Consider the following 19,587-nt stretch of genomic DNA (forward strand, 5'->3'; position numbering starts at 1 on the left):
TCAAATTTCTTGATTAGACGATTAAGCCATACCGGAAAGCTAAAGCGACGATGTTCTGGCGGTTTTTGGCCTTCATCTTGTCCTGGATGCCATTCATGTACCAGTCGACAGTATGATTGGAGATCTTGAGCAGTTTGCTGATCTCCATCGAGGTCAGACCTTCTGCGAGATAGTTGAGAATCTCCATTTCCCGCCGCGTCATCTGGATATCGACCTCCAGGCCTCGCTCGAGCGCTTCGGCTTCGTTCCGCAACTCGAGGATTTTCCAGAAGGCATTGGAGGCGACGGCATTGAAAAGGCTGATCTCGATCGGCGAAAGATCAATAACGTCGCCACCGAGCGTCATCGTGCCGAGCAAGCCGTTACGCCCGTGGATGGGAAAGATGTAGCCGTCCAGCATTCCGTGATTCCGGGCATCCATCATCATCTGCTCCATCCGCCGGCGATGCGGATCGGCGCGAAATACGGCAATGGTATCTCGCCAGCGAAATGGGCGCTGGGCGCGCGCCAGATAGCGGACGGTTGGGTCGATCAGCACGTATTTCTTGGCGATGTAGAGCGGCGCCCATTTATCGGGCCACTTGCCGGCCAGCACGAGACTCATGGGATCGGCGCTTGGTTTCGGCTGCTTAAGCAAACCATAATAGGCAAATTTGTAAGAATGAACCACGCGTTCCAGTTCGGTAACGACGGCTTCTACAGTGCGGCACTCCTCGAAAATAACCAGCAGTTGAAGTAGGCAATTAATATTCACAAATACCCCCTGGCGCCCGGGTGCGGCAGCCGCGCCGCCATCGTCAGGCGCGGTAACAACACTTAGCCCATGCAATTAACCCCCTCATTTTTGCAGGAAATGCGGGAGGCGTCACCCGCGAATTTTCGCGTATCGATCAAAGGTAAGTCATGCCGGGCGAGAGGGCCTGCAAAACAGCAAGACTGACCGAATGGAGGGACCTCGGAGAACCGGTTTATCGCTGGTCGCGGAGTGGTCCAAAGCGACGAAAATGGTGCCGATAACGCCTTGTCAGGATTCGTTAATCGCCGGTTCAGGTAGCAAATCGTAAAGCTCACAACATCGGAATTCGCAGATGCACAAGAGGTATCGACGTGTCGCTTTTAAGAGTTTACGCAAGAGCTTTGCAATATCTTGCCGCCTACCGGCTCCGCGTTTCTTTTGTCGTGCTCGCAAACATCGTGCTTGCCGCAATCACCATCGTTGAGCCAATCCTGTTCGGCAAGATCATCGATGCAATGTCTTCCAAGGCACCGGTTCAGCCGATCCTCATCATGTGGGGCGCCTTCGCCGTATTCAACACGATCGCCTTCGTGGTGGTCGCGCGTGAAGCCGACCGCCTGGCGCACGGCCGCCGCGCCACGCTGCTGACCGAAGCTTTTGGTCGCATCATTTCCATGCCGCTGTCGTGGCACAGCAAGCACGGCACGTCCGCTGCCCTGCACACCCTGCTGCGTGCCTGCGAAACGCTGTTCGGCCTGTGGCTGGAATTCATGCGCAACCACCTGTCGACGGTCGTCGCACTGGCTCTGCTCATCCCGACCGCGATCTCGATGGACATCCGTCTTTCTGCAGTGCTCGGCGTGCTCGGCGTTGCATATTGGCTGATCGGCCGTGTCGTCATGAGCCGCACCAAGGATGGTCAGGCTTCTGTCGAAGATCACTATCACACGGTATTTTCGCATGTCAGCGACTCGATCAGCAACGTCTCCGTGCTGCACAGCTACAACCGCATCGAAGCTGAAACCCGTTCGCTGAAGGCATTTGCCGACCGTCTGCTGGCTGCCCAGTATCCTGTTCTCGACTGGTGGGCACTTGCCAGCGCCCTGAACCGCATGGCCTCGACCATTGCCATGATGATCATCCTGATCATCGGCACCACCCTGGTCCAGGCCGGTAGCCTGCGCGTCGGCGACGTCATTGCCTTCATCGGCTTTGCCAACCTCTTGATCGGCCGTCTCGACCAGATGCGCATGTTCGCCACGCAGATCTTCGAAGCCCGTGCCAAGCTGGTCGACTTCTACGCCCTGGAAGACTCCGTCCGTGAGCGTGAAGAAGCAGCAGGCCTGGCCGAGATCAAGGACGTCAAGGGTGATGTCGAGTTCCGCAACGTCTCGTTCGGCTTCGGTGGCGAAAGCTCGCAGGGCCTGCACGACGTCAACTTCACGGTAAAGGCTGGCCAGACGGTTGCAATCGTCGGCCCAACCGGCGCCGGCAAGACGACGCTCGTCAACCTGCTCCAGCGCGTCTTCGACCCACAGGTCGGCCAGATCCTCGTCGACGGCACGGATATCTCCAAGGTCACCCGCAAGTCGCTGCGCCGCAGCATTGCGACGGTCTTCCAGGATGCCGGTCTGCTGAACCGCTCGATCAGCGACAACATTCGCCTGGGCCGTGAAGATGCGACGATCGAGCAAGTCATGGAAGCCGCCAATGCTGCTGCTGCCGCCGACTTCATCGAGACACGCGACGACGGCTACGACACCCGGGTGGGCGAACGCGGCAACAAGCTCTCCGGCGGCGAACGCCAGCGGATTGCCATCGCCCGCGCCATCCTCAAGGACGCACCTATCCTGGTCCTCGACGAAGCCACCAGCGCGCTGGATGTTGAAACAGAAAACCGCGTCAAGGCGGCCATCGACAACCTGCGCCAGAACCGCACGACGTTCATCATCGCCCACCGCCTTTCGACGGTCCGCGAAGCCGATATCGTCCTCTTCCTGGAAAATGGCCGGGTCGTGGAAAATGGCAGCTTCGACGATCTGAGCAAGAGCAACGGCCGCTTCGCAGCCCTGCTGCGGGCCAGCGGCATCCTCACGGACGAAGAAGTCCGCAAGGCACACACCACCCACGAAGCCGCCTAAGGGCTTAACATCATACAAAATCGAAAAGGCCGGAAGGATGATCTTCTTCCGGCCTTTTTTGTATATCGGTTTGCTGATTACAGGCTTCGAAAAGACGCCCCCGCGTGCCGCGATGGAAGGCGGTTGCCCTCGCCGAACAGCCTGTTTCGCAACGATCCTTCCGCGTATTCCGTCTTGTAGATGCCGCGATCCTGCAGCGCCGGCACCACGTATTCGATGAAATCCTCGTAGCTCTCCGGCATCACCGTCCGCGTCAGGTTGAAGCCGTCGATCTCACCTTCGACGATCCAGTCCTGGAGTTCGTCGGCAACCTCCGATCCATCACCGACGATGGTCGGATAGCGTCCGCCAATTGTCATTTCAGCGAGCAACTGCCGTCTCGTCCAGCCGCGTTGCTGGGCAACCTGCGCCGCAGATTGGCTGGCATTGGACGGGCCGCCATAGGCAATGTTTTCATCCAGCCCATAGCGGGAAAAATCGATGCCGGTGCTTGCCGAAAAATGCGCCAGACCGGCCTCCGGGTTGGCATAGCGCAGATAGTCCGCATATTTTTCCTGAGCCGCCTTTGATGTGCGTTCGGCAACGACCGTGATGCCGACAAGGATCTTGATGTCGTTGGCGCGTCGCCCGGCTGCCACCAGTTCCTCTCGCAGCAGGCGCGACGTCTTGCGTGCAGCCGCCTTGTCGGTCGCGGTGATGAAAACGCATTCGGCATGACGGATCGCAAATTGCCGCCCTCGCCCCGACGTCCCTGCCTGGTAGATGACAGGCGTCCGCTGGATCGACGGCTCGCTGAGATGATAGCCGCTCATCTGGTAAAAAGGCCCGGCGTGGCTGACGGCATGCACTTTTGACGGATCGGCGTAGATGCGGGCTTCGCGGTCTGCCCGGACTGCGTCGTCGGCCCAGCTGCCTTCCCAGAGCTTGTAGAGTACCTCGAGGTAGTCGTCCGCGCTGTCGTAGCGTGAGTCGTGAGCTGCTTGAGCGTCCTGGCCGAGCGCCCGCGCAGCGCTGTCGAGATAACCGGTGACGATATTCCAGCCGATCCGCCCGCCGGTGAGATGGTCGAGCGTCGACATACGGCGCGCGAAAAGATAGGGCGCCTCGGCATTGACGTTGACCGTCACCCCGAACCCCAGATTCCTGGTGACCGCAGCCATGCCGGATATCAGCAGCGAAGGATCGTTGAGCGGCAACTGGATCGCTTCGCGCAGCGTCAGGTCCACAGAGCTATCGTAGACGTCATAGACGCCAAGGATATCGGCCAGGAAGACCCCATCGAACAGGCCGCGCTCCAGGGTCTTGGCGAGCGATGTCCAATGGTCCAACGTCTTATACTCGACGGACCGGTCGCGCGGATGGGTCCACAGGCCATGGTTGATATGACCCACCGAGTTCATGGTGAAGGCATTGAGGACGATATGCTTTTTTCCAGTCGTCATCGATAAGCCACCAGTCCCTTTTGCTGAACAATTTCAGACCCCATGACATCCCTCCGCGTAACGAACACAGCTGCCGTATGGCGCCGCTGCGCGATCATAGGGTCGATGACAGCCCCGACAAAGGGGGGCGTTCTCTCCAACATGCTTCCTGTGAAAAATTCGACCCAGTTTTCGTGCAACCGAGAAATTCTCGAAGTGCCGCTCGCCACGCCGCAGCAGTAACGAAATCACGCATGATCAGTGGACGCAATTGGCATTGCAATCAGTTGCCCGCTATATGTCGCTCCAGACCCTGAACATAAAATCGAGGCCTTGATGGCAAAGACCGAGACAGACGACAGCGAGGAAACGACGCGCGTGCGCGGTTCCGGCACGCAGAGCGTCTATGCCGCGCTGCGCGGTGAAATTCTAGCCATGGTGCTGGCTCCCGGCAGTCCGCTTGATGAGGTACGATTGTCCGAGCGCTTCAAGATGTCGCGCACACCCATCCGCGAAGCGCTTCTGCGCCTGGCAGCCGATGGCTTTGTTACGACGCTGCCGAACCGTAACACCATCGTCGCCACCATAGATTTTGCAACGCTGCCGACATATTTCGAAGCACTGGCGCTGATGTACCGCGTCACCACCCGTGGGGCTGCGCTGCGTGGCAAACCTGCAGCCATGGCGAAAATCCGTGCCCATCAGCAGCAGTTCGCCGCTGCCGTCGAGGCGCGCGATGCCTTTGCGATGATTGAGGCCAATCGGGAATTTCACGTAGCGATCGCCGAACTCGGCGGAAATGCCTACTATACCAATTTCTTTGCCCGGCTGCTCGACGAGGGCCGGCGCATCCTCAGGCTCTATTATTCCACCTTCGACGATCGTCTGCCCCGCCAGTATGTCGATGAGCACGAGGAGATGATTGCCGCCATCGAGACGGGCGATGTCGAGCGCGCCGACAGGCTGGCCATCGATCACGCCGCCCAGATCGTTCGCCAGATACAGGATTACGTCGCGCGCCACCTGCAGGAGCCGATCGATCTAAAGATCGGTTGATGGGGCAAACTTTGAATTGGGGAAGCTTTTAGGGACGGCCACGTCGTTTCGCAGCAGCAGGAGAGACGTCAATCTACCCGCCCGATCCTACCCTAAAGCTGATAGCGATCGCGCCCTGCCCTTTCGGACGGGTGGCTTTTGGCAGATTTTTCGCGGCAGCGATATGGCAAATCGCAGCTCTGCTAAAATGTGGAGTTTTTTTCAAAAGCATATACAAACCGAACAGAGGTGACGCCGCTTGCGTTCGATAGCGGCACGAGCATCGGTCGCGCATGGCGATCGCTGCACTGCGGACCGGGGATTGTATTGAAGTCCATCCATCAGAGCATTTACGACGACATCGAAACCAAGATCATGGACGGCACCTGGCAGCCGGGCCAGCGCATCCCGTTCGAACACGAGCTGGAACGGGAGTACGGTTGCTCGCGGATGACCGTCAACAAGGCGCTTACGGCACTTGCCGACCGCGGCATGATCCTGCGCAAGCGCCGCGCCGGCTCCTTCGTCGCACCGCCGCAGATCGACCGGACCGTCATGGAAATCCAGGATATCGGCGCGGATGCCCGGACTGCCGGGCACGACTACACATTTCGGATCCTGTCCAGCAAGATCGAGCGCCTTGGCCCGTCGGAGGCCCTGAAACTCTGCGAGGAGGCCGGCAAGGAACTGTTGCGCCTCACCTGCCTTCACATCGTTGATCACAAGCCGCATGCTATCGAGCATCGGGTCATCATGCTGGACACTGTGCCGCGCGCGCGCTTCGAAACCTTCGAGACCAAACCGCCCGGCAGCTGGCTGCTTGAACAGGTCCCATGGTCGGAGGCCCGGCACGTCATCCGGGCAGTTGCGGCCGACAGCAGCACGGCAAAAACCCTCGATATGCAGAAGGGAGAGCCCTGCCTCGTGCTGTCCCGCCAGACCTGGCAGAGCGGCCGCACCGTGACGTTTGCTGAAATCATTCATCCCGGCGACCGCTATCAGTTCGCAGGTGTCTTCCGCCCCTTGAGTGCAACGGCGTGAGCACCGTACAATCTTATAGACATTAGCCGATGAACAGAACCATGGGGTCAGCATGACCGTCCTTCGTCTCAGCGACTACAAGCGGATGCCCTGGAAAAACGGCGGCGGGGAAACGCTGGAAATCGCGGTCTTTGCATCGGCTGTGCCGAACGCCGATTTCGACTGGCGGATCAGCATGGCAACCGTCGCCTCCGACGGTCCTTTCTCACGCTTTCCGGCGATAGACCGCATCCTCACGGTTATCCACGGCGATGCCATTGAGCTTGCGGTCGAGGGCCGCGCGCCGGCGATGCTCGACCAAAACACCGCGCCCTATGGTTTTCCGGGCGACACTGTGACCTCCGGGCGCCTGCGGGATGGCCCGATCGCCGATCTGAATGTGATGGCGAGACGCGGTATTGCTCATTCTGTCAAAAGGATCGAGGCCTCCGACCTGCCGCAATCGGAAGCAATGTCCCAGACCTCGTTTCTGTTTGCGCTGGCGCCGATGGCATTCCGCATAGGTTCGCAAGAGATCGCGCTGCTGCAACACGACACAGTGGATCTCTCGGGCGCAAGGATGACGGATATTGTCGTCGAGACATCCGGTAAAGGCCTGCTCATCGCCATAGGCTAGGGGAATTCGAGCGCATCAGATGCCGCTCTCTTTGATCGCCTGCATCACCACGAAGGTCGATGTACTCGCGACATGCGGCAGACTTGAAATCTTCTCGCCGAGCACCTGCCGGTATTTCCTGACGTCCGATGTACGGACCTTCAGCAGATAGTCGAACTGGCCGGCAATCATATGGCACTCCTCGACTTCCTTGATCTTCGCGACCCGGCTGTTGAATTCCTCCAGCGCCTTCTCGCGCGTATCGGACAGCTTCACCTCGGCGAAGGCGATGTGATCGAGGCCGAGTTTTTGCGGATCGAGCCTGGCATGGAAGCCAAGAATATAGCCGTCTTCCATCAGCCGTTTCAGTCGCACTTGGCAGGGTGTTTTGGAAAGACCTACCCTTTTCGACAGGTCCGTAATGGTCATCCGCCCGTCTTCGACAAGCGCATCCATGATTTTTCGGTCGAAATGATCAATTTCACCACCACTGGTCTCATTAGGCATCGATTTCACCATAAAATTACAAATAATCAGAGAAACTGCAATATCGTGGGCGACTATAAGGGCAGATCGACTTCGGCCACAATGCTATAAACGATTCACGTGAAATCACGCATTTGGCAGGGATGACCGCGATGCAGACAGCCGTTCCCGAGAAGACCGTCGAAACCGCTGGCAGCATGCCGATATTCGCGGATTTCGCCCCACCCATTTCTCCACCCACACCCCTGCGCCGGGCGATTACAGCGGCCTATCGCATTCCGGAAATGGAATGTGTACCGCGACTGGTGGAAGCGGCAACTCTGCCCGAAGATATCCGCACTACCGCTAGACAGACCGCTACTAAGCTGATCGTCGCCCTGCGCGCCAAGCATAAAGGCTCCGGCGTCGAGGGCCTGGTGCATGAATATTCGCTCTCCAGCCAGGAGGGCGTGGCTCTCATGTGCCTTGCCGAGGCGCTGCTGCGTATTCCGGATACTGCCACGCGTGACGCACTGATCCGCGACAAGATCGCCAATGGCGACTGGCGCTCGCACATCGGCGGTGGTCGCTCGCTCTTCGTCAATGCCGCCACCTGGGGCCTCGTCGTCACCGGCAAGCTGACGTCCACCGTCAACGATCCCGGCCTGTCTGCGGCGCTGACGCGGCTGATCGCCCGGGCCGGCGAACCGGTTATCCGCCGCGGCGTCGACATGGCCATGCGGATGATGGGCGAGCAGTTCGTCACCGGCGAAACCATCGACGAGGCGCTGCGCCGCTCGCGTGCGCTGGAAGCCAGAGGTTTCGGCTATTCCTACGACATGCTGGGAGAAGCCGCGACGACGGCAGCCGATGCGAAACGCTATTTTGCCGACTACGAGAATGCCATCCATGCCATCGGCAAGGCATCCGCCGGCCGCGGCATTTATAGCGGCCCGGGCATCTCCATAAAGCTGTCAGCCCTGCACCCGCGCTATTCGCGCGCCCAGAGCACTCGCGTCATGACCGAACTGCTGCCGGCCGTCAAAAAGCTCGCTCTCATTGCAAAAGGCTACGATATCGGCCTCAACATTGACGCGGAGGAGGCCGATCGCCTCGAACTGTCGCTCGACCTGCTCGAAGCCCTGCGCCTCGATCCCGATCTATCCGGCTGGAACGGCATGGGCTTCGTCGTCCAGGCCTATGGCAAACGCTGCCCCGCTGTGCTCGATTTCATCATCGATCTCGCAGAGCGGGCCAAGCACCGCATCATGGTTCGTCTCGTCAAGGGTGCCTACTGGGATGCCGAAATCAAGCGCGCGCAGGTCGACGGTCTTGCTGATTTCCCGGTCTATACCCGCAAGATCTACACAGACGTCTCCTATATCGCCTGCGCGAAAAAGCTGCTGGCATCGAAAGACTGCGTGTTTCCACAGTTCGCTACCCATAATGCCCAGACACTGGCAACGATCCACGCCATGGCCGGATCCGCCTTCAAGGTCGGCGACTATGAGTTCCAGTGCCTGCATGGCATGGGAGAGCCGCTCTATGACGAGGTCGTCGGCAGCAGCAATCTCGACCGGCCGTGCCGCATCTACGCTCCTGTCGGCACTCATGAAACACTGCTCGCCTACCTCGTCCGGCGGCTGCTCGAAAACGGCGCCAATTCCTCCTTCGTCAACCGAATCGCCGATCCGGCCATTTCCATCGACGAACTGACGGCCGATCCCGTCGAAATCGTCCGCGCAATGCCAACAGTCGGCGCCCGTCATGAGCAGATCAAGCGCCCTGCCGATCTCTACGGCGAACGTCGCAACTCCGCCGGGCTCGATCTCTCAGACGAAACCACGTTGTCCGAATTGTCGAGCGTGCTGCGCGAAGGCACGAAAGTCGAATGGACCGCAGTTCCGCCGCGCGACAACGGCAATCCCGCTTTGCCGGTCCGCAACCCCGCCGACATCAACGACATCGTCGGCACCGTCACAGAGGCGACCGACGCGGACGTAAAGCAGGCCGTCGCTCTCTCCACTGCCGCCACCGCATCCTGGAGCGCCACGCCAACGGCCGAACGTGCCGCGTGCCTGTTACGCGCCGCCGACCTGCTGCAGCAGCGGATGCCGGACCTTTTGGGACTGATCATGCGCGAGGCCGGCAAATCCCTGCCGAACGCCATCGGTGAAGTGCGGGAAGCGATCGATTTCCTGCGGTATTACGCCGAGCAGGCCAACCGCACCCTAGGCCTTGCGCACCACGCGCTGGGCCCCATTGTCTGCATCAGCCCGTGGAATTTTCCATTGGCGATTTTTGCCGGTCAGATTGCAGCGGCCCTGGTGGGGGGTAATCCGGTGCTGGCAAAGCCTGCCGAAGAGACGCCGCTCATTGCCGCCGAAGCGGTGCGTATCCTGCATCAGGCAGGCATTCCGGCAGATGCCCTGCAATTGCTGCCCGGCGATGGCAGGGTCGGTGCCGCATTGGTTGGAGACGACGCTATTGCCGGCGTCATGTTCACCGGCTCGACGGATGTCGCCCGGCTGATCCAGGCTGAGCTCGCAAACCGCCTCTCGGAGAATGGCAAGCCAATTCCTTTTATCGCCGAAACAGGCGGTCAGAACGCCATGATCGTCGACAGTTCGGCCCTTGCCGAACAGGTGGTCGCCGACGTCATCGCTTCAGCCTTCGACAGCGCCGGCCAGCGCTGCTCGGCGTTGCGCGTCCTCTGCCTGCAGGATGAGGTGGCTGACCGCGTGCTCGACATGCTGAAAGGCGCCCTCAACGAACTCGTCATCGGCCGCACCGACAGCCTGGCTGTCGACATCGGTCCGGTGATCACGGCCGAAGCAAAAAGCAATATCGAAAAGCATATCGACGCCATGCGCGACATCGGCGCCAACGTCGAGCAGCTCGCCCTGACAGCAGAAACCGCAAACGGCACGTTCGTTCCGCCGACGATCATCCAACTCCGCCAGTTGTCGGACCTGAAGCAGGAGGTCTTCGGCCCCGTACTGCACGTGCTGCGCTATCGGCGCGACGATCTCGACCGGCTGATCGACGATATCAACGCCACAGGCTACGGCCTGACTTTTGGCCTGCACACGCGACTGGACGAAACCATCGCCCATGTGACAAGCCGCGTCAAAGCTGGCAATCTCTATGTCAACCGCAACATCATCGGCGCTGTCGTCGGCGTGCAGCCGTTTGGCGGCAGAGGGCTATCCGGCACCGGCCCCAAGGCCGGCGGTCCGCTCTATCTCGGCCGCTTGGTCTCGACACCTCCAGTGCCCCCGCAGCACAGCTCTGTCCACACCGATCCGGCGCTGCTCGATTTCGCCAAATGGCTGGATGGAAAAGACGCCAAGGCGATCGGCAGCGCTGCCCGCGAGAGCGGCCTTTGGTCCGCGCTCGGCCTGATATCGGAACTTGCCGGCCCGGTTGGCGAGCGTAACCTCTACGCCCTGCACCCGCGCGGAACGATCCTGCTGATGCCGGAGACGGCGGATGGGCTCTATGGGCAGCTATCCGCTGTGCTCGCCACCGGTAACAACGCCATCATCGACGCATCGACCGGGTTGGAAGCAGCACTGGAGGGCTTGCCAGCCAGCGTTTCGTCCAGGTTTTCCTTCAGTCCGAACTGGACAGCATCGGGGCCGTTTGCAGGTGCGCTGATCGAAGGCGAGGCTGAGCGTATCCGGGCTACCAATACCGCGATCGCCCAGCTGCCGGGGCCGCTGATCATTGTCCAGGCCGCATCGAGCCTGGAGCTGTCAGACAAACCCGACAGCTATTGCCTGCACTGGCTGCTGGAAGAGGTCTCGACCAGCATCAACACGACAGCCGCCGGCGGCAATGCCAGCCTGATGTCGATCGGCTAACCGGCCGCACGCCGATTTGAAAAGTGGCCGCTCGAGGCGGCCACCGATGTCTGGCTTGCAGGATAGGCCGGAATTACTCCGGCGCCTTCTGGGTCTGCATGCACTCGGTCAGGCCCATGAATGCCTTCTCGACACCTTCGAGCGGAAACTCGACGCTGCTGGCATTGGCCTTGACCGCGAGCGTCTTGCCCGTCGTCAACGCCGTGACGGCCTCGGTCGTGTTCGGCACGTCAATGGTGGCGGTGGCGTCGGTATCGGCGGTCGAGGAGAAATCCGTCGGAGCCCCGCCATCCACAGACCACGTACCTTTCACCGCATCGCCTTTGGCAATGGTGAACTTGGGCGAATTGGCAAACAGCACGACCTTGTCGCCGACGGCGAGAAGCCCAACTCCGGCATCTATGTTCTGCGCCAGGCAGCCGGTGAAACTATCGCCGTCCTTCAACGGCATGACCGCAAAATCAGCGGCATCGGTAGCACCGGAAAGCAACAGGGCGGCGAGCGCCATGCTGGAGAATTTGAACCTGTTCACGGATGTTTCCTTTGTGGGAGAGGTTTGGGAGTTCGGCACGACAAGTCATCCACGAGGCAAGACAGCCTGTGCGGATGAAAATTGGACAGCGATGGCTACCCGCTGCAGGCTTAGTGATTATCCCGCGGAATTCCCTTCGTCTGGGCGATACGCTGGTAGTTGACCGCCGGCTCGAGCACCGCGCCGGTTTCCAGCTGACCGACATAGGCGCGCTGTATTTCCTGCCACGGCGTCTGGCTGTCGGGATAGGCATAGCCCCCGGCGGCCTCGAGCGCCCGGCGCCTTGATGCCAGTTCCTCATCATCGACAAGGATATTGGCCGACCCCTTGTTGAGATCGATACGCACGATGTCACCGGTGCGCAGCAGGGCCAGCGTACCGCCGGCTGCGGCTTCCGGTGAGGCATTGAGGATCGACGGCGAGCCTGACGTGCCGGACTGGCGTCCATCACCGATGCAGGGCAATGAGTTGATACCCTGCTTCAGCAGATAATCGGGCGCCCGCATGTTGACGACCTCGGCGGCGCCGGGATAGCCGATGGGACCGGCACCGCGCATGAACAGGATGCTCTTGAGGTCGATCGCGAGCGCCGGATCGTCGATCCGCGCATGATAATCCTCAGGCCCGTCGAAGACGATCGCCCGGCCGGTAAACGCATCCGGATCTTCGGGATTGGAGAGATAGTGCGCTCGGAATTCCGGCGAGATGACGCTGGTTTTCATGATCGCCGATGAGAACAGATTGCCTCGCAACACCCGGAAACCGGCTCGCTCCTTCAAGGGACGCTCGAACGGGCGGATGACCTTTTCGTCTTCTGTCCTGGAGTTCGAATAGTTCTCGCCGACAGTGCGGCCATTCACGGTCATCGCATGGGTGTCGAGCAGGCCGTGCTTGATAAGCTCGCCCATCACGGCCGGCACGCCGCCGGCGTGATAATAATCCTCGCCCAGATATTCGCCGGCCGGCTGCAGGTTGACCAGCAGGGGAACATCCTCGCCGTGGGTCTGCCAGTCGTCGATATCGAGCGCGACGCCGATATGCCGGGCGAGCGCGTTCAGATGGATCGGCGCATTGGTCGAGCCGCCGATGGCAGAATTCACCTTGATCGCATTGACGAAGGCTTCACGGGTGAGGATATCCGACGGTTTCAAGTCTTCGCGAACCATCTCAACGATCCTGAGGCCCGTCTCGTAGGAGATCTCCTGGCGATCGCGGTAGGGGGCCGGGATCGCGGCTGCAACGGGCAACTGCATGCCTAGCGCTTCGGCCAGCGAATTCATCGTCGTCGCCGTGCCCATGGTGTTGCAATAGCCGGTCGACGGCGCCGAGGAAGCAACGAGCTTCAGGAACCCCTTCTGGTCGATTTCACCCTTGGCCAGAAGCTCGCGTGCCTTCCAGATGATGGTGCCGGAGCCCGTGCGCTCGCCGCGAAACCAGCCGTTCAGCATCGGGCCGACGGAGAGCGCGATGGCCGGAATATTGACCGTGGCCGCCGCCATCAGACAGGCCGGCGTCGTCTTGTCGCAACCGATTGTCAGCACCACGCCGTCCAGCGGGTAGCCATAGAGCACTTCGACGAGCCCGAGATAGGACAGGTTGCGATCAAGTCCGGCCGTCGGCCGCTTGCCGGTCTCCTGGATCGGATGGACCGGAAATTCGATGGCGATGCCGCCGGCGTCGCGGATGCCCTCGCGGACGCGCTTGGCGAGCTCCAGATGGTGGCGGTTGCAGGGCGACAGGTCCGAGCCAGTCTGCGCGATACCGATAATCGGCCGCCCCGACTGCAGCTCGTCGAGGCTGAGGCCGAAGTTCATGTAGCGCTCGAGATAGAGGGCCGTCATGTCCGGATTTTGCGGATTGTCGAACCAGGCGCGCGAGCGCAGCGGCACGTCGTCCGGCAACGGGGTCGGAACGGAACGGGGTGTTTTCTTGTCCATTGACGGTATCCACGATTGGCGATGAATCAACCACCAGATTACTGGATCGTGGTGGATTGTATAAGCCAATTCGTATGGCTATGCGGAGTGCAGATCGCCGATTGCACCAATCTTGAGCCACCCGCTTTCGTGAACGACATCGGGGCGTTGACCGGCCGCAAACGGCACCGCCCGTCGGGCAAGCGGTGCCGTCGCCGGTCTCTCTATCAGGCCACGGGGGACGGTGCGCCCTGCAATTGGTCGACCGCTGCAATCACGCCTCGAAGCTCCGCCAGCCCCTTCAGCCGTCCGATGCAGGAATAGCCCGGATTGACGATTTTCTCCTGGTCGTCGATCAGCAGATGCCCATGGTCGGGACGCATCGGAATGACGCAGTCGCTGCGCCCGGTGGCCAGGCGCCGACGCTCCTCGCCGCGCAGCACGGAAATCAGCGACACCATGTTGACGTCGCCGCCGAGATGTTCGGATTCGACGAAGGACCCGTCTGCTTCCTTGCTGACGTTTCGCAAGTGGGCGAAATGAATATGCTCGGCGAAACGGGATGCGAGGCCGACCACATCGTTGCCGGCGCGCGAGCCGTAGGAGCCGGCGCATAGCGTGATGCCGTTGGCGGGTTCATCGACGGCATCGAGAAGGGTCTGGATATCCTCGGCCTGTGAGACAACGCGCGGCAGGCCGAACAGTGAAAACGGCGGATCGTCGGGATGGATCGCCAGCCTGACGCCATTTTCTGCCGCGACCGGCACGACCTCGCGCAGGAACTCGACCAGATTGGCGCGCATGTCATCCGAGGAAAGGTCGTCATAGGAAGCAATCTGGCCGCGAATGGTTTCGCGGGTGTGGCTGTCCTCTCCACCCGGCAGGCCGGCAATGATGTTCTTCTCGAGCGTCAGGATGTCAGTATCCGTCATCGCCTCATGACGGAGGCGGGCAGCCTCGATGATATCGACCGCATAGCTGTCTTCTGCCCCGCGCCGCTTCAGCACAAACAGGTCATAAGCGGCAAAATCCACCATGTCGAAGCGTAGCGCAAAGCCTCCCGCCTCGGTCGGAAAGAGCAGGTTCGTGCGCGTCCAGTCAACGACCGGCATGAAATTGTAGCAGACGACGGGAACGCCACCTTTGCCGAGATTGGCGAGGCTCTCTTTCCAGGCATCGACATAACGCCGCCAGTTCTGATTGCGCAGCTTGATAGCGGAGTTGACCGGAATGGATTCGCAGACCGACCAGACCATCCCGGCCTTTTTCACCAGCGCCATCCGCTCCGCGATATCGTCCGGCGTCCAGACGCGACCGTCATAGATGTGATGTAACGCCGTCACGACGCCATGTGCGCCCGCCTGCCGTGCGTGAGATAGGGTCACGGGATCTTCCGGCCCGAACCAGCGCCAACTTTCCAGCATGTCATCCTCCATGTAATGTTGGGCAATTAAAGCAAGAATATTTCAAATGACAAGTCGAGATCGCATATTGCGCCTTTAAGCCCAACATAATAATCTTGTTAACGGCGAGGAGTGAGGGACAAGGATGGAGGACGGCAGCAGGGCTTCGGCCGTCGACGACGTGGTCCGCCAGATCCGCGAGATGATCCGCGAGCGCGGCATGGGCGTCGGCGACATCTTGCCGGGAGAAGCGGAACTGGCCGTGCAGTTCGCCTCCAGCCGCAATACCGTGCGCGAAGCATTCCGGACGCTAAAAGCCTATGGCGTCGCCGAATCGCGACAAAAGATCGGCGCCGTTCTCACCGACCAGCATCAGCACGCCATGCAGCGGCTGTTCGCATTCGCGATGGATGTGTCGGTCGATGCCTTTCGCGATATCCAGGGCTATCGCCGGCTGACCGAGATGAACCTGTTCGACCCGCTCATGCAACGCCTGACGCCCGGAATGCTGGATGAAATGGACGCGCTCAACCAGACCATCCTTACATCCGAAAACGCCGAGCAGGCCTCCGAGCGCGATTTCCAGTTTCACACCCTGTTGGTCGATGCCGCCGGCAACCGCACGCTGTCGGAAACCTACGGCATGTTGCGGCCGGTCATCCAGCGCCTGATGATGGCCGGCAAATCGCAGCGGCTGACGCTGGAAGCCGTCGTCGGCGAGCATGCGGACATTGTTGCCGCCCTGCGCCATCGCAACCGTATCGCCTTTTCCTACCATATGGACCGACATCTCGACGCCGGTCTTCAATTCATTCCCGAGGCGCCGCGAGCGACGCCGCACGCCAATCGCAGCATGCCGCGTAAAGGACGCCGATAATGCCAGAGTTTAGTAACAAGGTAGCGCTCGTCACAGGAACCACCGGCATTGGCCGCGCCGTGGCCCTGCATCTCGCCCGCGAGGGGGCAGCGGTCGCAGCCGTCGGGATCGACGCGGCGGCAAATATCGAGCTGCAAGGCTTGGCAGACGCCGAACAGCTGTCGCTTATCGTCCTCACCGCAGATGCCTCTATCCCAGAGATGGTAGGCACCGCCGTGACGGAAACCGTATCCCGCTTCGGCGGCCTCGATATCATCGTCAACGCGGCAGCCGTTCACCCCTATGGCGATGCGACGGAGACATCCTTCGAGACCTTCATGCGCTGCATGGCGGTGAATGTCGGCTCGATCCACCTCACCGCGCAGTTTGGCGTGCCGGAGATGCGCAAACGCGGCGGCGGGGCGATTGTAAACCTGTCCAGCGTCCAGGGTCACGCCTGCCAGCAAGGCGTCTCCGCCTATGTGGCGTCCAAGGGTGCAATCCACGCGATGACGCGCGCCATGGCACTGGATTTTGCCGCTGACCGGATCCGCGTTGTCTCGATCAGTCCGGGGTCGGTGCGCACGCCCATCCTCGAACTCGCAGCCCGGACGTTCGGCGGGCCGGATGTCGATATAGACGATGCGTTCCGTCGCTTCGGCGAAGCCCATCCGCTCGGTCGTATCGGCGAACCGGAAGAGGTGGCGGCCTTGGCGGCCTTCCTTGCCTCCGACAAGGCGGCGTTCATCACCGGCTCCGACCACCGCATCGACGGCGGCCTGACCGCCGGCATCGGCGTCAAGTAATCATCAGGCAGGCGGAGACACACTATGACAGCATCGATGAAACGCAGCGAAATCAACAGGATCATCCGCGATGCCGAGGCGTTCATGCGCTCGTTCGGGTACATCCTGCCGCCCTTTGCAAAGTGGTCGCCAAGCGAGATGCAGGCGCGCAAGGCCGAGATCGGCAATATCGTCGATGCGAACCTCGGTTGGGATATCACCGACTTCGGGCTTGGGGATTTCTCCAGATCCGGTCTCTTCCTGTTCACCGCCCGCAATGGCAGGTTTGCGGATCTGCAGAAGGGACGCGGGATGCTCTACGCCGAGAAGGCGATGATTTCCCGCAACGGCCAGGTGACACCGAGCCACACCCATGTGCTGAAGGCCGAGGACATTATCAATCGCGGTGGCGGCACCCTGGTGATCGAACTGTTCGGCGATACCGACGGGCACTGCGACCGCACCAAGGGCACGCAGGTTTTCTGCGATGGCCTGTTACGGACGCTTGCCGCCGGCGAAAAGCTAAGGCTTGCGCCCGGCGAGAGCGTGACGCTGATGCCTGGTGACTGGCATGCCTTCTGGGCTGAAGACGGTGATGTCTTCTTCGCCGAAGTCTCGACTGTCAACGACGATGCCACGGATAACATCTTCGATGATCCCGCCGTGTCGCGCTTTTCCGGCATAGAAGAGGACGAGGCGCCGCTGCATCTGCTCGTTTCCGACTATGCGACATGGCTACGCTAACGGCGAAATTGATTTGTAGGATGGCAAAGGCTATCGATCGTTGAAATCGCAAGCTCAACCATGGAGGCGCTACATGTCCGAGAATTTACAAAACTGGCAGCCACGCCCGCGTCCGGAGCGCAAGATCCTCCAGGGCCGCTATGTCCGCCTGGAGCCCCTCAATGCCGCGAAGCATGGCGATGGCCTGTACGAGGCCTCAGCGGTATCAGACATCGACAGCCGGTTTGCATGGTTGCCGGATTATCCTCCGGAAAACCGGGCGGCCTTCCAGCCATGGCTCGACAATGCCGAAACAAGCAATGATCCACTCTTTTTCACATTGATCGACGAGGTAAGCGGCAAAGTCGCCGGGCGCCAGGCCTTGATGCGGATCGAACCGGCACCCGGAGTGATCGAGATCGGCAATATCTACTGGGGCCCGCTCGTCTCCCGCAAGCCGGCAGCCACCGAGGCGTTCTTCCTGTTTGCCAGCTATATCTTCGACGCGCTCGGCTACCGCCGCTACGAGTGGAAGTGCAACAACCGCAACGACCCCTCAAAGCGCGCCGCCGAGCGATTTGGCTTTCAGTTCGAGGGCATTTTTCGCCAGCATCTGGTGGTGAAGGGCGAGAACCGCGACACGGCCTGGTATTCAATCATCGATAAGGAATGGCCGGCATTGCGCAAGGCCTACATAGCCTGGCTCGACCCAGATAATTTCGACGCGGCTGGAAAACAAAAACGCCAGCTCGAGGAGTTTCGAGCCGGCTGATTATCAGCGCGGATCGCGCCTCGCTGGAAGAGCCATCGCTACAGCGGGAGTGATGCCCCGCGACCGATTCCGCTCTGCGAGACGCTTGGTCTCCAGATGGTCGGCATAATAAAACTGTACGACGATGCCGAACACGACGAACAGCGGGCCGACGACATGGTCGTTGTTGGTAACATAAAGCAGCACCTGACCAGTCATCGCCAGGATCGTGCCGGCCGCAAAGATGTTCAGCGAGTGGCGGCCAAGCACGGTCAAAGGATTGTCTGAAGACAAACGCAGCCAGCGCGAGATGGCGGGGATGTTGATCACCAGATAAGCCAAGGCCAGCACATGCAGCAGTCGCGGCAGCGACAGGAATGTCTTGTCGAAGCCGATGATGACCGGCGGCAGTCCTGTTGAGGCCAGGAACTCGCCCAAAACCCAGAGCTTGAAGGTCACCCAGACGAAGGACAGCGCGACATAGCCGGCGGCGAGGCCAAACAGCGCCGGATGCTGCGGCAGCTTTCCGCCGCGACGAACGTGCATCATGCAGACAACGCCGATGACGAACAGGAACTGCCAGGACAGCGGATTAAGGAACCAGAAGCCTGGAAGCAGGAAGTTGTGAGGCGCGATCTGGTAGACGCCGGCTGCCATCCAGACGGTTGCCGAAATCAGCAACAACAGCTTCGGGCTGAGCGCCTCGAGCCAGAGGATCGCAGGCACCATCAACAGCAATGCGCCGTACATGGGCAGGATGTTGTTATATCCGATCTGGTGACCCAGCAGCAGAAGCGATGGAATACCTGCCGTGAGGTTGGTCAGTACAGGCAGGATGTTGATCTCGCACAGAAGGCCGGGGCGGCTGAACAGCCAGGCTCCGGTGATGAACAGGCCAATGGTCATGAACGTTGTGATCATGTGGGCCATGTACAGCGTTCCAGCCCGCCTAATAGCCTTGTAGGAAGCCGCCAGCCTGTTGCCCACGACGAAGCGCCCGCCGTAGGCAAGCGCTATAGAGATACCCGAAATCAGAACAAAAGCCTCAGCCGAATCAGAGAAACCAAAATTCTTGGTCGTCAGATTTTCGAAGATCTGTCCTGGTACATGATTGATGAAGATTGCGATCAACGCCAGCGCTCGCAGCACGTCGAGTCTGGTATCGCGCCCTCCGGCACCCGCTTGTGGGCCTGTTTTTCCCGTCGACAACGGATTTGTCCTGAGATTGGGAGCCATCAGGTTCTCTCCTGTTCGGGCTTGAAACGCGAAGGCGGCCAAAGGGTTCCCCCTTTTGGCCGCCTGCGTCAATTCGAGTCGGTTC

The 19,587-nt window shown here is 60.4% G+C and carries 16 protein-coding genes; 9 read left to right on the forward strand and 7 right to left on the reverse strand.

Annotation, left to right across the window (positions count from 1 at the left end; all coding sequences use genetic code 11):
• Nucleotides 1-13 precede the first annotated feature (13 nt).
• Nucleotides 14-754: a LuxR family transcriptional regulator gene (locus tag PR018_RS15095; RefSeq protein ID WP_142824591.1), complete on the reverse strand. Its 741-nt coding sequence runs from the start codon at nt 752-754 to the stop codon at nt 14-16.
• A 353-nt stretch (nt 755-1,107) separates the two neighbouring features.
• Here PR018_RS15095 and PR018_RS15100 point away from each other — a divergent pair, with 353 nt between their 5' ends.
• Nucleotides 1,108-2,877: a glucan ABC transporter ATP-binding protein/ permease gene (locus tag PR018_RS15100; RefSeq protein WP_142824590.1), complete on the forward strand. Its 1,770-nt coding sequence runs from the start codon at nt 1,108-1,110 to the stop codon at nt 2,875-2,877.
• A 77-nt stretch (nt 2,878-2,954) separates the two neighbouring features.
• On the opposite strand, the gene PR018_RS15105 is transcribed toward PR018_RS15100, so the two are convergent.
• On the reverse strand, nt 2,955-4,319 hold the full coding sequence (locus PR018_RS15105; RefSeq protein ID WP_142824589.1) for an LLM class flavin-dependent oxidoreductase: 1,365 nt from the start codon (nt 4,317-4,319) through the stop codon (nt 2,955-2,957).
• Nucleotides 4,320-4,634: 315 nt separating this feature from the next.
• Here PR018_RS15105 and PR018_RS15110 point away from each other — a divergent pair, with 315 nt between their 5' ends.
• From PR018_RS15110 to PR018_RS15120, 3 genes are all read left to right on the forward strand, one after another.
• A complete protein-coding gene (locus PR018_RS15110) occupies nt 4,635-5,354 on the forward strand; it encodes a GntR family transcriptional regulator (RefSeq protein WP_142824588.1) in 720 nt (239 codons plus the stop codon).
• Between the two features lie 306 nt (nt 5,355-5,660).
• On the forward strand, nt 5,661-6,374 hold the full coding sequence (locus PR018_RS15115; RefSeq protein WP_142824587.1) for a histidine utilization transcriptional repressor HutC: 714 nt from the start codon (nt 5,661-5,663) through the stop codon (nt 6,372-6,374).
• A 52-nt stretch (nt 6,375-6,426) separates the two neighbouring features.
• Nucleotides 6,427-6,990 carry a HutD/Ves family protein gene (locus tag PR018_RS15120; protein WP_142824586.1) on the forward strand — a complete coding sequence of 188 codons (564 nt, stop codon included), beginning with the start codon at nt 6,427-6,429 and terminating at the stop codon, nt 6,988-6,990.
• Between the two features lie 15 nt (nt 6,991-7,005).
• On the opposite strand, the gene PR018_RS15125 is transcribed toward PR018_RS15120, so the two are convergent.
• Nucleotides 7,006-7,476 carry an Lrp/AsnC family transcriptional regulator gene (locus tag PR018_RS15125; RefSeq protein ID WP_142824585.1) on the reverse strand — a complete coding sequence of 157 codons (471 nt, stop codon included), beginning with the start codon at nt 7,474-7,476 and terminating at the stop codon, nt 7,006-7,008.
• 131 nt (nt 7,477-7,607) lie between these two features.
• On the opposite strand from PR018_RS15125, the gene putA reads away from it, so the two are divergent.
• Nucleotides 7,608-11,300, forward strand: a complete 3,693-nt coding sequence (gene putA, locus PR018_RS15130; RefSeq protein WP_244615199.1) for a trifunctional transcriptional regulator/proline dehydrogenase/L-glutamate gamma-semialdehyde dehydrogenase — start codon at nt 7,608-7,610, stop codon at nt 11,298-11,300.
• Between the two features lie 73 nt (nt 11,301-11,373).
• Here the strand turns inward: putA and PR018_RS15135 are convergent, their stop codons facing one another.
• From PR018_RS15135 to uxuA, 3 genes are all read right to left on the reverse strand, one after another.
• On the reverse strand, nt 11,374-11,832 hold the full coding sequence (locus PR018_RS15135) for a hypothetical protein (RefSeq protein ID WP_142824583.1): 459 nt from the start codon (nt 11,830-11,832) through the stop codon (nt 11,374-11,376).
• 110 nt (nt 11,833-11,942) lie between these two features.
• Nucleotides 11,943-13,769, reverse strand: a complete 1,827-nt coding sequence (locus PR018_RS15140; RefSeq protein ID WP_142824582.1) for an IlvD/Edd family dehydratase — start codon at nt 13,767-13,769, stop codon at nt 11,943-11,945.
• A gap of 206 nt (nt 13,770-13,975) precedes the next feature.
• Entirely contained in the window at nt 13,976-15,172 is a 1,197-nt protein-coding gene (gene uxuA / locus PR018_RS15145; RefSeq protein WP_142824581.1) for a mannonate dehydratase, read from the reverse strand.
• 124 nt (nt 15,173-15,296) lie between these two features.
• On the opposite strand from uxuA, the gene PR018_RS15150 reads away from it, so the two are divergent.
• The 4 genes from PR018_RS15150 (at nt 15,297) to PR018_RS15165 (ending at nt 18,287) form a co-directional block, all read left to right on the forward strand.
• Nucleotides 15,297-16,028: a FadR/GntR family transcriptional regulator gene (locus PR018_RS15150; protein ID WP_142824580.1), complete on the forward strand. Its 732-nt coding sequence runs from the start codon at nt 15,297-15,299 to the stop codon at nt 16,026-16,028.
• Nucleotides 16,028-16,813 (forward strand): SDR family NAD(P)-dependent oxidoreductase, encoded by a 786-nt coding sequence (locus PR018_RS15155; protein WP_142828765.1) that lies wholly within the window; start codon nt 16,028-16,030, stop codon nt 16,811-16,813. Before PR018_RS15150 ends, PR018_RS15155 begins: the two co-directional genes overlap by 1 nt.
• 36 nt (nt 16,814-16,849) lie before the next feature.
• Complete coding sequence (locus tag PR018_RS15160) at nt 16,850-17,536, forward strand: D-lyxose/D-mannose family sugar isomerase (protein WP_142824853.1); 687 nt, start codon at nt 16,850-16,852, stop codon at nt 17,534-17,536.
• Between the two features lie 73 nt (nt 17,537-17,609).
• Nucleotides 17,610-18,287, forward strand: coding sequence for a GNAT family N-acetyltransferase (locus tag PR018_RS15165; RefSeq protein WP_142824578.1), 678 nt, complete (start codon nt 17,610-17,612; stop codon nt 18,285-18,287).
• A gap of 3 nt (nt 18,288-18,290) precedes the next feature.
• On the opposite strand, the gene PR018_RS15170 is transcribed toward PR018_RS15165, so the two are convergent.
• Nucleotides 18,291-19,502 carry an OpgC family protein gene (locus tag PR018_RS15170; RefSeq protein ID WP_142824577.1) on the reverse strand — a complete coding sequence of 404 codons (1,212 nt, stop codon included), beginning with the start codon at nt 19,500-19,502 and terminating at the stop codon, nt 18,291-18,293.
• Nucleotides 19,503-19,587 lie beyond the last annotated feature (85 nt).

Origin of the sequence: Rhizobium rhododendri (assembly GCF_007000325.2) — a bacterium.
Classification (GTDB): Bacteria; Pseudomonadota; Alphaproteobacteria; order Rhizobiales; family Rhizobiaceae; genus Rhizobium; species Rhizobium rhododendri.